Source organism: Clostridium sp. AF12-41, assembly GCF_003461685.1.
Lineage (GTDB): Bacteria > Bacillota > Clostridia > Lachnospirales > Lachnospiraceae > Otoolea > Otoolea fessa.
Genome location: NZ_QTXO01000008.1, coordinates 36742 through 50112, shown reverse-complemented (window position 1 = coordinate 50112; position 13371 = coordinate 36742). Strand labels below are relative to the sequence as shown.

Below are 13371 nucleotides of genomic sequence, written 5' to 3'. Positions count from 1 at the left end.
CTCACTCTTCCTGCTGCTCCGCTTTCCTTGCTCCATTCACTTTTAGGTTCTATACTTTTCCTCTTCAAGCATATCTACCGGACAGCATCCGCAGCTGCCGTGTTTCGAGCACTCAAAGCACCTCTCAGCACAACTTCCGCCCATTATCCACTTCTTCCTTCTGGCAGATCTCATCCAGCACCCAGTTTCCATCTTCCAGAACAAACCTCCAATATTCGAAGAAATCTTCCATTTTCCGGGATCCCTTCAAAAGTTCTCCGGTTTCTTCGTGATACACATAGTCGATCATCTTTCCATGGATCAAATACCAGATATAGTCGCGGTCGTCGCCGTCCTCATTCTCCGCTTCCACCAAAATCGCATCCAGAAGCTGGATCCCTTCCATGACAAACACCTCATGGCGCATCCTGCTCCACTCAAATTTCGTCTGAAACTCCTGCTGCATCTTCTGGCTCAGGTAAGGATGCCCTTTTTCCAGATCTCGATCCCGCCAGCATTCCTGAATCCGGTAATATGATTCCCGCACCCGCTCCTGTATCTCACTCCGATCCCAATGATCTTCTCCGATGGAAAATTCTTTCAATTTTTCACGGGCTGCCGCCTGTTTCTTTTTTGCCCGGTGCAGGTATGTAATAGTTCCGGCACTTCCCAGAATCACAAAGGTTCCCGTAAGCAAAAGCGCCTGAAACGCACCCGCCCGTCCGCCTTGTCCCCGGCTGCTGCTTGTATGATGATGGGAAGAACCACCTCCGCCACCTCCGCCGCCTCCGCCGCCGGAAGCACCTCCCGCTCTGGCAAAGGCAGTAAAAGATCCAAGAACCACCATGGCTGCTGTCAGGCAAAGCAGACGGACGAACATTTTCCGGCACAGGCGACCTTTCTTTCCCAATCTGGAGCCCACCCTGATTCCGCCGTTTTCATTTTCTCCCCTGCTTCTCCCCGTTGCTTTCACATCTCTCATATGAATTCTCCTAAAATCTCCCACACCTACTCGTGCTACTGATCCTCCGGCTCCCTGCAGACATCCACCCAGCCTTTCGCTCCGGACACTTCTTCCAACTCCGGGATCGTGAGACGTACCGCACTGTGGTCGTCTCCTGCTGCCGGATAAACCGTCTCAAAACGCTTCAGGCTCTCATCCAGATACACTTCAATTCCATCCTTGATACCAAACGGGCAGACCCCACCCGGCGCATGACCGGTAACCTCCTCCACCTGCTCAAACGGGATCATCTTTGCTTTCACGTGAAACGTATCTTTATATTTCCGGTTATCCACTTTCGCAGTACCTTCTGTCAAAATCAATACCGGCTGTTCTCCCTGCAAAAAAGACATCGTTTTCGCAATCATCCCCGGCTCCACGCCTAATGCCTCCGCTGCCAGCGCAACCGTCGCTGTGGACTCTTTTAACTCAATAACATGATCCAAAAATCCGGCTTCCTTTAAGTAACTTTCTGCTTTTTCCAGTGACATGGTTGTTTTCCTCCCGTATCCTCTATCAATTGATCTGCCGTATCAATTTCTTTTATATTTTAGAACTCATTCATCTTTCCCATCATATCACACTTTCATTTTCCATATCAATATTTCTATAGACGAAAAAAGACGGTTCCCTGCATTTGCCAGAGAACCGCCCCCTATTTCATTAATTCCTATTTTCAAGATCGTTCCGACCGCTTTTTGTAAAACCAACACAGATTTTTTGCAAATCTATCTCCAGATTTCAGATCCAAATTCCGACTTTGTTCGATTCCCTCTTATCCAGTTCCGTCCTGTATTTATCACTTCTCCCCGAAAAATAATTCCACATCGCTCTCCACGCTGTCAATTCCCGCGATTCCAAACTTTTCCACCAATACATTTACCACGTTCGGACTTAAAAATGCCGGAAGCGTCGGTCCAAGATGGATATTCTTGATACCGAGTGAGAGTAGCGCCAGAAGAACAATGACCGCCTTCTGCTCATACCAGGCAATGTTGTAAATAATCGGCAGGTCGTTGATGTCATCCAGCCCAAAAATCTCCTGCAGCTTCATCGCAATGACCGCCAGGGAATATGAATCATTGCACTGCCCCGCATCCAGGACACGCGGAATTCCTTCAATATCGCCCAGATTCAGCTTATTGTAGCGGTATTTCGCACAGCCAGCCGTCAGAATTACCGTGTCCTCCGGCAGCGCCTTTGCAAAATCGGTGTAGTAAATGCGGCTCTTAGCACGCCCATCACACCCCGCCATGACGACAAACTTTCGGATTTTTCCCGATTTGACCGCATCCACTACCTTATCTGCCAGCGCCAGCACCTGTGCATGGGCGAAGCCTCCGACAATCTGCCCCTGCTCAATCCCGGTCGGCGGCTCACAGCGCTTCGCATGCTGGATGATCACTGAAAAATCCTTCTTTCCTCCGATTCCACCGTTGATATACGTGCAGCCCGGATATCCCGCCGCACCGGTTGTGTAGAGACGATCCTTGTAGCTATCCTTCGGCGGCACGATGCAGTTCGTCGTCATCAGGATCGGTCCGTTGAACGTCTCAAATTCCTCCTTCTGACGCCACCATGCATTGCCGTAATTACCCTTAAAATTCGGATATTTCTTAAATGCCGGATAATACTGCGCCGGAAGCATCTCTGAGTGTGTATATACATCGACGCCGGTTCCCTGCGTTTGCTCCAGAAGCATTTCCATATCGCGCAGATCATGTCCTGAAACAAGAATGCCCGGATTACTTCCGACACCGATATCAACCGTAGTAATCTCCGGATTTCCATAAGTCTCGGTGTTTGCTCGATCCAAAAGCGCCATTCCCCGGACACCATATTCGCCGGTTTCCAGCGTCAGGTGAATCAAATCATCCACACTCAGACCGTCATCCAGCGTCGCCGCAAGCGCCCGCTGTAAAAATGCATCCGCCTCCCGGTCCTCCTGCAGCAGGACGTTCGCATGCCGGGTATAGGCAGACAAACCTTTCAAGCCATACGTAATCAAGCTGCGAAGGGAAATAATATCCTCGTTCTGCCCGATCAGAACGCCCGCTTCCGACGCTTTTTTTATAAATTCAGACGGCTCACCTGTCCAGCCAGCCGCCTCCGGCAGATTGTCCCGACGTTCCAGCTGCTCCCACAGTGCCGTCTTCATTTCCAGCGTCTTTTCAATTCTTTTTTCAATCGCCGCCTTATCAAAATTGGCATTCGTGATCGTCGTAAACAGATTTTCGGTAACCAGATGGTTGACCTCATCTGCCACCGCACGTCCCTCCTCTCGAAGCCGTGTCGTCACCGCGCAGATACCCTTCGTCACCCACACAAGCAAATCCTGCATTGCCGCCACATCCTGCTGCTTACCGCAGACACCGACCACCGTACAGCCCTTGCATCCGGCCGTTTCCTGACATTGATAACAAAACATTTTCTGTTCCATTGTTCACTCCTCCTATCGCATCTATCGTGTCTTAGATATAATCTGCATTTCGCGTGATTTATATTCTTGATAGGGATAGAGCCAAAAGTTTACCGCTCCTCACGTTTGTTTGCACCCAGCACCTTGGCAATGCTCTGTGCAACCGAAGGCTTTTCAGCCAAAACTAATTTCATTTGCATCTGCTCCTTTCGCAAAAAAATAAGCAGCCACACACCGTAATGCATGACTGCTATGTAAAAAGTTCAGAAAGAATTTTGCAACCGGACACAGTTTTCTGTCCCTGAATCTCCATCAACATAAAAATATCTCCATCATTTCAAAAGAGAATGACGGAGATATTTCGCCCTGCTTATTCTTGTAGCAACCAATCGGCTATATCATGGATTTCGATTCCTTCATAACTATATTTTGGATGTTTGGTTCTGGCAATAATCATTTTCGGATAAGCATCTCGGATCTGAAGCAGAGAAGAGCATTCTCTCTCAAATGTTTCCTGCCCGGAAATGTTGTCACTGACCTGAATATAAATCTTCTCGCTGCCTCTCTGAGCAACAAAGTCGATCTCCTTTTGATAGAGCTTGCCGACATAGACATCGTATCCACGGCGAAGAAGTTCGATGCAAACGATGTTTTCATATACTCTGCCATAATCCATATTTCTGCTTCCCAGTATTGCATATCGAATACCGCTGTCACACAAATAGAACTTTTCAGAGCTTTCAAGGTATTTCTTGCCTCGGATGTCGTATCTCTTAATATCATAAAATACAAAAGCATTGCACAAATACTTAATGTACTTGCCGACGGTTACATGATTGGTCGGAGTCTCATTTGCTGTCAGTAGCTGACTGACCTTATTAGGAGAAGTCAGGTTGCTGATATTATCCATAAGGAACTCGCTCAGACGCTGTAAAACCAAAGTGTCCGGGAGCGCATATTTCTGCACCAAATCCCTTGTTACAATCGTTTCGTAGACCTCTTTGATATAGTTTGTTCTGTCTTTTTCGGTTCTGTAAGCGTAAGAACCTGCTAAACCGCCCTTGATAGCGTAATCATCAAAGAGCTTATCTTTATCACTAACATCATCATAATACTGACAATATTCTTGGAAGCTGAAAGGAAACACATGAATTTCAATATAGCGTCCGGTAAACAGAGTTGCCAGATCCGCACTCAACAGGAAAGCATTGGAGCCGGTTACATAGATGTCGTATTTTCCCTTAGAGTACAGGCTGTTGATTGCCAACTCAAACTTGGGACACATCTGAACCTCGTCTACAAACAGGTAGTTCGTTTTACCTTCCTGATAATGTTCTTCCACATAGGCGTGTAAGGCATGGTATTCCTTGATTTCTTCATACGCCAAATCCATGAAGTCAATGAATATGATATTGATGTTTTCAAAATGGCTTTTCAGATACTCAATATACGCCTGCATCAGCTTGGACTTACCGGATCGACGAATGCCCGTGATGATCTTGATGTCAGGAGTGTCATTCAGTTCAATGATTCTATTGAGATATTTTGCTCTCGTAATTGTTTTCATATCGTCACCCGCTTTCAAAAATTGAAATTTTTTCATTTCTCGAAACCGCTTCACTGTACTTATTATACTGTCTGCTAATAGTATATGCAAGATGTCGCTTTCAAAAACATAAAATTTTTTATTTTTTGAAAGCGGAAATTATGTAAAGGCAACCCGAAGGCTGCCCCAGGCATCAAGCCTATCCTGTTTACACAGGTTCATTATCATCTTCATCGACAGAGCTATCTGCATCATCGTTCTCAAACTCCGGATCGTACCCATAGTCCTCGTCATCGTCCACATAATCAGCATCCGGATCAGGCTTTGCCGCTTCCTGTTCCTTCTTCTTTTCCTGGACTTTTTTAAATACGAAGAATACCTTTGTGTTAAAATGAAGGAAGATAGGCAGGTATAAAAAAAGATCTGTTGGCTTTGGGAAGAATCCCAAAGCCAACAGATCTTAAATTTTCCCTTACATCTTCATACTCTTCGCCAGACTCGTCAGCAAAGCTGCCATTTCCGGATTAACCCTTTTTCTTTCCATCCCACGTTATTCTGCATCTACGATTACCACGTTTCCTTTTTTTGACATAAGCCAATAAAACACAGCACAAAATATTAATGCAAATACAACGCCAAAAACATTCTGAATCACTCTAAGACCAACTGCTCCTTTTAGTCCATAACTCTCTGTAGCAATGGCCAAAGCACCAAATGTGTTAAATACTGCCTGCCAGCCATATTTTGCAGAAAGTCCTACACCGATTCCACCAAGAATTCCTATATATGCATAGATTGACGAAGGAAGCAGAAAATATAATACTGTAAAACATATAACACCTGCAATATTTCCGACAATCCTTTTACGGACTCTGTAGTGCATATCTTCCATAAACGGCAAAATCGCGGACATGGCCGCAATACCAGCCCACATTGCACGTGGCATATTACAAAGTTCTGCAATGCAAAGGACAATCGGTACGCATAAAATCTGACATATCTGCCATTTTGTTCTGGAAGAAGTGATATCAAATTCTTGTATCAGATCTTTCAGATTTCTTTTATAAGTTCTGTTTTTATGATTTCGATAAAATACGAAGCAGGTAAGTGCTGCACCTAAAGCCATTCCAACTAATCGCATCTGATAGCTTTTTCCCGTAACATCATAACCATATAGCAGCAGATACCCAAGAACCAATGTAGATTGATTAAACATGAATGGATTATGGCATCCGAACAGAATCAACACAGCCAGTGCCGCAATATTTAACAGCATTCCCAATACCGGTGAAAACTGATTTGCTAAATGCGGACATACAGTCATAATTACAAAGAACAAAGCCAAAAGCATCGTAGATTGTCCGGTGTGGATCCCCAGATCCGCATTCCGAAATACCATAAGGCATAATAAAACTACTACACCCACAATACTATTCTCATTTCCAAATAAGATACTGAAAATAGTAACAAATAAAAAACAAAATGCCATTGTAACAGCTATCTTCACCAGATATACCCACATATGATATAATTTTTCTTTTAGTGTTTCACTCTTTTTCAACAGGTTTTTAGAACCTGCCTGATTTAACTGCAACTCCTGATAAAATGTCATGTAATTCCTCCTCTATCTGTTTTTCTTAAACTTATATGGCCTCATTTTTCTGTATTGGAAGCTCTACAACAAATCTGCATCCACCATATTCACGGTTTTCTGCTTTGATTGTTCCTCCGGCACTATCTACAATCCGTTTTACAAGTGCAAGACCTAGGCCATTTCCTTCTGCTTTATGAGATCCATCTACCTGATAGAACTTGTCAAATATTCTGGATTTTACATCATCCTCTATTCCTGGTCCTTCATCTTCCAGAATGAACTTAACAGAATCCTGTTCTTGTTTCAGAAACATCGTAATTGTCCCCTTTGAAGGGCTGAACTTAATCGCATTATCCAAAAGATTTATCCAGATATGCATAAAAAGTCCTTCATTCCCAGTATATTTAACTTCCTCCAATTCTACCTGAAAACCAATTTCTTTTTCTGTCCATTTTGTCTCCAGGGAAAGAAATGCCTGACGGATCTGTTCATCCAAACGATATTCTGTTTTTTTCATTGGTATGTTCTGATTCTCTAACTTGGATAACAGCAAAATATTACCAACCAATCCAGAAAGTCTTTGGGTGTTAAATAAGATTTTTTCTACATATTCCTCTTGATCCGGAGACAGTTCTTCTCCCTGAAGCAGCATTGTATATCCTTCAATGGCATTGATCGGGGTCTTAAACTCATGAGAAACATTGGAGACAAAATCCATCTGCAGTACTTCTGTTGCACGAAGCTCTTTTGTCATCACATTAAAACTCTGGTAAGATTCTCCAACTTCTGCGATACGGCTGTTCGTTTCCAAGTGCTGTTCAAAATCTCCCTGCGAAACTTCCTTCATTGCTTTACTGAGTCTGGTAATTGGTTCCAGCAACCTTGCATTGATAAAGGAAGTAATCAGCCCTGCAATCAATGTATTAAAAATCAAAAGCCAGCCAAGCACAGGTATGCTACCAGGCAGATTAAAAAAATGATTCAAAAAAACAACTAATAACGCAGATATGACTGTTGAAAATACAAGTGCCAGCCAGATTGCACCAGTCAGACAGGATCGGATCCGCAATCCTTTTTCTTTCTTTTGTTCCATTATTTTTTCACCACCTTGTATCCAATTCCACGCATTGTTACGATTTCAAAATCAGGGTTATCTTTCAAACGCTCCCTGATTCTTCCTATATGTACCTCTATCGTATGTGGGTCTGCCTCCGTCTCGTATCCCCATACTTCATCCATCAACTGTTGTTTTGTAAATGTTCTGCCTGGCGAAGCTGCAAGCTTATATAAAAGCAGGAATTCTTTTTTAGGCAAAACAAGACTTTCCTTATCAGTTGTAACCGTCATTGCATCATAATCAAACTCTGTTGAACCGATCACAATTTTGTGTTCATTCAGTATCTGTGCACGGCGAAGCAGTGCTCCGACTCTTAAAACCATTTCATTCACATTTACCGGTTTTACCATATAATCGTCACTTCCCGAAAGAAATCCCTGGCGCATATCATCAAAGGAACCTTTCGCAGTGATCATAAGTACCGGTATCTGATATCCTGCTGAACGGAGTTTCGACACCAGTTCATAACCATCCATAACCGGCATCATAATATCGGAAATGATCAGATCAATATACTCTTTATCCAATATTTCTAATGCCCGTGCTCCATCCGATGCACTTTTGACCTGATATCCATTCTTCTCAAGCACTTTTTGGAATAGCTGGCTTAATTCTTTATCATCTTCTACAATTAATATTTGAAACACGATCTTCTTCCTCCTTTATCAGAACAGATATCTTGCCCATCCAAGCAGATGCTGTACCAAAAGTACGTTTCTCTGACGCTTCTTTGTCAATTCAATTGGCTCTACATGATATGGATCACGATAGGTTCCATCTTCCAATACCTGTCGGGACACTCTTTCATATTCCATCATGTCTTCTTCCAACTGTTTATTAATCTCTTTGCTACGTATTACAAGCATCAGTTCCGTATCCAGATACGTGCTTCTCATATCCATGTTAAAGGAACCGATTACGGATAGATCATCATCGATCAGGATGCTTTTTCCGTGGTAAGAATAGCCGCCTTCATACTCCCAGATATCAATTCCTGTATTTAAAATTCTGTTTCTGTTTCTCGCATAATCAGCAGAACCAAACGGATTTCCATTGTTGGCAACCGAATTGGTCATGATAGAAAAATCCGGAACTCTCTCCGCAATCTCTTTCCATGTATTATACATCATATCATTGCAGATAATATATGGTGTATGAATTTTCACGCGCTCTTTTGCATTTTTCATTAGTTCTCCCAGTTGATACCAGACTACTGGTTCCTTGGGACCTGTGTGGATAGGATTTGACACTAATGCAATCTTTTCTGTCTCAAAAGTTTCGTCCGTGTAATCGGTATCGCAGATTCTTTCCTTATTCTCTTCAAAATATTTCTGATAGCCGTTCTGCAGCTCTAAAACTGCGTTCTTTACAGATTTTCTATTTGCCAGTTTTTTATTGTCATGAAAATAACCACTGTCTTCTTGTTCCCATATCGTTTCAAAATACTCTAACAACTGGTTAACTGAATTTTCTTTCTCAGGTTCATTGCAAACCACTAACACATCTCTGTCATAGTTCTTATGTCCCAGAAAATCACCCAGGAAATAATTGTATGTATTTCTTCCACCAAGAATATATGTCTTACCATCTGCAATCAAATATTTATCATGCATTCTCCCCATCATCTTCCATGGTTTCAACGGATTGGCCTTATTATACAGTTTAATTTCAACATTCTCATGGGAAGATAATCCATAGAAATACGGATTTCCTTCCATATCAATCCAGCTCTCCATTCCATCTACTAACAGACGAATATGCACACCTCTGTCTGCCGCATCATGCAGTGCTCCTAAGATCAATTTTCCACTTTCATCGGATTGAAATGCAAAAGTAGAAAGAATAATGTCTTCTTTTGCATTCTTGATCAAACGCACTCTTTGTAAAAGCGCTTCTGGATTCTTTTCTATGATTACTGCCCGTTCTGTATTTTCACTGCATTCGTTCCATGACCCATTTTTTGTTTCTTTTTTGGTTGTATTGGACACTTCCGGCTGCTTTTTATATGCAACGCAGATTCCGAGCAATTCATAAAAAGCCACACATAAAAAAATTGCCAGTATAACAAGAAGGATTTTACATATTTTATGCTTTTTCATTGTACAGCACCTGATTCCTTTTTATTTCATACTTATACAATACAAAGTCAATCTCAATTTAACCTCAACAAAATTTATTTTTCATAAAAAAATATGACCGGCTTCTTTTTAAAGAAAGCCAGATAATTGAGTTCATCCAGACTTTCGTATTCTCCCAGCATTTCATACAGCCCATCGACATAACAGTCATAATCTCTTATGAACCATTTCTTTTGAACCGATTCCAATTCGTTCAAATACTTTTTTCAGATCTTCTGATGTGGTAGGAAACTTTACCCATTCGCCTACCAACTCCCCTTCGTTATATTTTCCGAGATTCGTGATGTAAGCTTCAAATGGGCAATCGTGGCCATATTCATATGCCATGCTATTTCCTCCTGTTTCATTTTTCAGGTCATCACCCGGTTTTCGGCATCAAAAAAAGCGCCATACTCATCACCATTCCGGCAATGAGCAGACGCTTTATATTTTGTCCGTATTCTTTTGCAAAAGAGAAACAAATGAAATGTAAGTTTGTAGCTCATGTCTCATTTGTCTATGATAATATTAGCACAGGTCAATTCTGAAAAAAAGAGGTAAAATGGTAGCAAAAGGATAGCAATTGGTAACAACATGGGAGTAATACGGAAACATGCTGCACATTCCCCTATCCTCTATCCGCAGACTCTACACATATAACCATAATCTGTTCATCTTGATCTTCTATCTCATCATTATGATGTTCTATAAATTCATCAAGTTTGTGTATAAATTTCAGATGTTGAACTTTCTGTGTAAATAACTTCTTATAATTAATAGATTCCATATACTGCTCTTCATCAGTAAAGTGTTTTACTGTATAATCACGAAGATTTTCCAATATTATGTCAATTCTATCATATTTATTCCATTATAATATTCTGGTTTCATTTCATACATCCATTAGTCCTGCTTTCATTTTTATTCAGCCTTTGAAAACTGGTCTTTGCCTACAAAACATAACGGACATTCAAAATCTTCCGGAATATCCTCCCACTTTGTACCAGGTGCAATACCACCTTCTGGATATCCCTTCTCCTCATCGTATTCCCATCCGCAAACATCACATACATATTTCATTTGTTGTTCCTCCTTGTAAATACATTAATACACAGCCTATATTACGGTTATATTTGTGTTGTTCTTAAATCTTAATATGTATAAATGCTTTTAGCATTTCCATAATCCATGCAGGTTACAATATGCATATACTTCTTCTACCTGTTCACCATCGCAAAGACAAAAATCTGCTATCGGCTCCTGCCCTGGATTTAACTGTTTTCTGTATATTCCCTGATTGGTATTTAATGTAATCCACTCAATGAAATGTTCTTCAAGCATTGGATGTTTTGTCTCTCCGACCACGACATGAACATAATTGCCTTCCACTGTATATACAGGCACGTGCTTCTCAACAGCCGCATCTGTCACACCGGCTTTTAATTCCTGCATAGGTTCTCCGCAACAAATTACAGGAACACCTTTATCCTTTACCTTTTCAACAATGTTTCCACAATGCTTACATATATAATACTTTACTTCCATGCTTTTATCTCCTTCCATGTGTATAATTTATAGTTCAATCGTCTCTATAATCTTTTTCAAAGAATCTGCAGATTTCTTAAGCTTTAATGCTTCCTCACCACTTAAATTAATAGGTATATTAGACTCAATACCATCAACACCTACAATAACTGGCATACTTAACGATACTCCGTCAATATCATATACGCCATGAATTATGTGCGATACCGGAAGTATTGATTTTTCATTTCTCATAATTACTTCACAGATTCTTTTTACAGACATTGCCATTCCATAATATGTAGCGTGCTTTTTATTTATTATTTCATAAGCACTGTTCTTGACTGCTAATAATCTTATCTCCTTAATAATTCTCTTCATGTACTTCAAAATAGCTTTGTGGATGGTTACATACCGGACATACCTCAGGAGCCTTTGTTCCTACCACAATATGTCCGCAGTTACGGCATTCCCATACCTTAACTTCGCTCTTTTCAAATACCTGTGCAGTTTCAATATTCTTAAGAAGTGCACGATATCTTTCCTCATGGTGCTTCTCAATCTCACCTACTGCCCTGAATTTTGCTGCAAGCTCAGGGAATCCTTCTTCCTCAGCTGTTTTAGCAAAGCCGTCATACATATCTGTCCACTCATAATTTTCGCCTTCTGCCGCTGCCGCCAGGTTTTCCTTTGTATCACCAATTCCTGCTAATTCCTTGAACCACATCTTTGCATGTTCTTTCTCATTATCTGCAGTCTTTAAAAACAATGCTGACATCTGCTCGTAACCTTCCTTTTTCGCTACAGAAGCAAAATAGGTATACTTATTTCTTGCCTGTGATTCCCCCGCAAATGCCTCCTGTAAATTCTTCTCTGTCTGTGTTCCTACATATTTGTTTTCTGCCATCTCTTTTACCTCCGTTTTCTTTACTACTTTTTCAAAATCTGATGCCGGGTGCTTGCACAAAGGACATATAAAGTCATCCGGTAATTCCTCGCCTACATATTCATATCCGCAAATTCTGCAACGCCATATTGTCTGACTGTCCTCTGTTTTTCCAACCTCCTGTGGCTTAGGCTTAATGTTATTCTGATAATAATCATATGTTACTGAAGGAACATTGCTTAAAACTTCCATATCGGTTATCTCACCGATAAACATCGTATGTGAACCTAAGTCCTCTGTTTTAGTAACTGTCACAGAAATGTATGCATTTGTACCTTCTGTAATATAATAAATACCATTCGTGCCCCTGGCACACTGCTCAAATGCTTCAAACTTATTGGTATCTCTTCCTGATTGGAAGCCAAAATGTTTGAACAATTCAAATTGTGCCTTCTGACTTAAGACTGATACAGTAAATTTTCCGGTTCTTTGAATCATATCATGCGTATAATTTGCCTTATTTACACAGATACTTAACTGGTTTGGTTCCGAAGCTGCCTGAATGGCTGTATTAATGATGCATCCGTTATCTTTTTCTGCTTCTTTAGCGGTCAATATAAACAGTCCATAACTCAACTTATACATTGCTTTCCTATCCATGCTGTTCCTCCTTTACCTTCTCCCTGCATTTCGGGCAAATGCCTTTAAATGAAATATCGTAATCCACAAATTCAATTCCATGAGTGTTATGAATTCTTTCCAGCAAATCCGGTATTTGATCCATATCCACATCAAAAATTTCACCGCACTTTATACATCTTACATGGTAATGATTTTTCAATGTAAAATCAAATCGGTTCGGTCCATTCGGAACTTCAACCTTTCTTAATGCACCTTCCTCTACCAATATATCAAGATTTCTATATACAGTTCCTTTTCCAATTGATGGATATGCTTCTTTTATAAATTCATACACTTCAATTGCCGTAACGTGTCTTCTCATTTCGTATACGGTATTTCTTACGAGATCTTTTTGAATGGTATTTCTCCTACTTGTCATCCGTCCTCCTTATTAGGATTAGTTCTTAATAAGGATTATATACCACTATCATCCTGTTGTCAATAAAAATAGTAATGATTCTCATTATTATAAAAGGTGCTAAACTGAGCATCTTTTACCTGAATA

13 protein-coding genes and 2 pseudogenes are annotated in these 13371 nt (G+C 41.0%); all 15 read right to left on the bottom strand.

Going from position 1 to position 13371, the window contains the following annotated elements; translation table 11 throughout:
* Positions 1-124: 124 nt before the first annotated feature.
* The 15 genes and pseudogenes from DWV73_RS11640 to DWV73_RS11560 all read right to left on the bottom strand — a co-directional run bounded on the left by DWV73_RS11640 (position 125) and on the right by DWV73_RS11560 (position 13245).
* Positions 125-961, bottom strand: coding sequence for a Tim44-like domain-containing protein (locus DWV73_RS11640; RefSeq protein WP_117796790.1), 837 nt, complete (start codon positions 959-961; stop codon positions 125-127).
* Between the two features lie 35 nt (positions 962-996).
* The gene (locus tag DWV73_RS11635; RefSeq protein ID WP_117796789.1) at positions 997-1473 is read right to left on the bottom strand and encodes a YbaK/EbsC family protein; all 477 of its coding nucleotides are present in this window, start codon (positions 1471-1473) and stop codon (positions 997-999) included.
* Between the two features lie 308 nt (positions 1474-1781).
* A complete protein-coding gene (gene hcp, locus DWV73_RS11630; RefSeq protein WP_117796788.1) occupies positions 1782-3422 on the bottom strand; it encodes a hydroxylamine reductase in 1641 nt (546 codons plus the stop codon).
* Positions 3423-3771: 349 nt separating this feature from the next.
* A complete protein-coding gene (locus tag DWV73_RS11620) occupies positions 3772-5004 on the bottom strand; it encodes an ATP-binding protein (protein ID WP_117796787.1) in 1233 nt (410 codons plus the stop codon).
* A 151-nt stretch (positions 5005-5155) separates the two neighbouring features.
* Positions 5156-5395, bottom strand: a complete 240-nt coding sequence (locus DWV73_RS11615; RefSeq protein ID WP_242995810.1) for a hypothetical protein — start codon at positions 5393-5395, stop codon at positions 5156-5158.
* A gap of 102 nt (positions 5396-5497) precedes the next feature.
* Complete coding sequence (locus DWV73_RS11610) at positions 5498-6559, bottom strand: FUSC family protein (protein WP_117796786.1); 1062 nt, start codon at positions 6557-6559, stop codon at positions 5498-5500.
* 31 nt (positions 6560-6590) lie between these two features.
* Positions 6591-7634 carry a HAMP domain-containing sensor histidine kinase gene (locus tag DWV73_RS11605; protein WP_117796785.1) on the bottom strand — a complete coding sequence of 348 codons (1044 nt, stop codon included), beginning with the start codon at positions 7632-7634 and terminating at the stop codon, positions 6591-6593.
* Complete coding sequence (locus tag DWV73_RS11600) at positions 7634-8305, bottom strand: response regulator transcription factor (RefSeq protein WP_117796784.1); 672 nt, start codon at positions 8303-8305, stop codon at positions 7634-7636. The genes DWV73_RS11605 and DWV73_RS11600 overlap by 1 nt, the downstream gene beginning before the upstream one ends.
* 18 nt (positions 8306-8323) lie before the next feature.
* Positions 8324-9757, bottom strand: coding sequence for a phospholipase D family protein (locus DWV73_RS11595; protein WP_117796783.1), 1434 nt, complete (start codon positions 9755-9757; stop codon positions 8324-8326).
* 116 nt (positions 9758-9873) lie between these two features.
* Positions 9874-10123: pseudogene (locus tag DWV73_RS11590) on the bottom strand (antirestriction protein ArdA); the annotation flags it as partial.
* A gap of 573 nt (positions 10124-10696) precedes the next feature.
* Positions 10697-10855 carry a rubredoxin gene (locus tag DWV73_RS11580; protein WP_107000935.1) on the bottom strand — a complete coding sequence of 53 codons (159 nt, stop codon included), beginning with the start codon at positions 10853-10855 and terminating at the stop codon, positions 10697-10699.
* 90 nt (positions 10856-10945) lie between these two features.
* Entirely contained in the window at positions 10946-11320 is a 375-nt protein-coding gene (locus tag DWV73_RS11575) for a desulfoferrodoxin family protein (protein ID WP_107000936.1), read from the bottom strand.
* Between the two features lie 27 nt (positions 11321-11347).
* A pseudogene (locus tag DWV73_RS11570) lies at positions 11348-11647 on the bottom strand (L-lactate dehydrogenase); the annotation flags it as partial.
* Positions 11648-11663: 16 nt separating this feature from the next.
* On the bottom strand, positions 11664-12845 hold the full coding sequence (gene rbr, locus DWV73_RS13100) for a rubrerythrin (RefSeq protein ID WP_107000937.1): 1182 nt from the start codon (positions 12843-12845) through the stop codon (positions 11664-11666).
* Positions 12838-13245, bottom strand: coding sequence for a transcriptional repressor (locus DWV73_RS11560; protein ID WP_107000938.1), 408 nt, complete (start codon positions 13243-13245; stop codon positions 12838-12840). Before DWV73_RS11560 ends, rbr begins: the two co-directional genes overlap by 8 nt.
* Positions 13246-13371: the final 126 nt, after the last annotated feature.

Coding starts and splice junctions, on each gene's coding strand:
- DWV73_RS11580 (WP_107000935.1), bottom strand. CDS start 10,855: ATGAAATATGTATGTGATGTTTGCGGATGGGAATACGATGAGGAGAAG.
- DWV73_RS11575 (WP_107000936.1), bottom strand. CDS start 11,320: ATGGAAGTAAAGTATTATATATGTAAGCATTGTGGAAACATTGTTGAA.
- DWV73_RS11620 (WP_117796787.1), bottom strand. CDS start 5,004: ATGAAAAAATTTCAATTTTTGAAAGCGGGTGACGATATGAAAACAATT.
- DWV73_RS11605 (WP_117796785.1), bottom strand. CDS start 7,634: ATGGAACAAAAGAAAGAAAAAGGATTGCGGATCCGATCCTGTCTGACT.
- DWV73_RS11640 (WP_117796790.1), bottom strand. CDS start 961: ATGAGAGATGTGAAAGCAACGGGGAGAAGCAGGGGAGAAAATGAAAAC.
- rbr (WP_107000937.1), bottom strand. CDS start 12,845: ATGGATAGGAAAGCAATGTATAAGTTGAGTTATGGACTGTTTATATTG.
- DWV73_RS11560 (WP_107000938.1), bottom strand. CDS start 13,245: ATGACAAGTAGGAGAAATACCATTCAAAAAGATCTCGTAAGAAATACC.
- DWV73_RS11610 (WP_117796786.1), bottom strand. CDS start 6,559: ATGACATTTTATCAGGAGTTGCAGTTAAATCAGGCAGGTTCTAAAAAC.
- hcp (WP_117796788.1), bottom strand. CDS start 3,422: ATGGAACAGAAAATGTTTTGTTATCAATGTCAGGAAACGGCCGGATGC.
- DWV73_RS11635 (WP_117796789.1), bottom strand. CDS start 1,473: ATGTCACTGGAAAAAGCAGAAAGTTACTTAAAGGAAGCCGGATTTTTG.
- DWV73_RS11595 (WP_117796783.1), bottom strand. CDS start 9,757: ATGAAAAAGCATAAAATATGTAAAATCCTTCTTGTTATACTGGCAATT.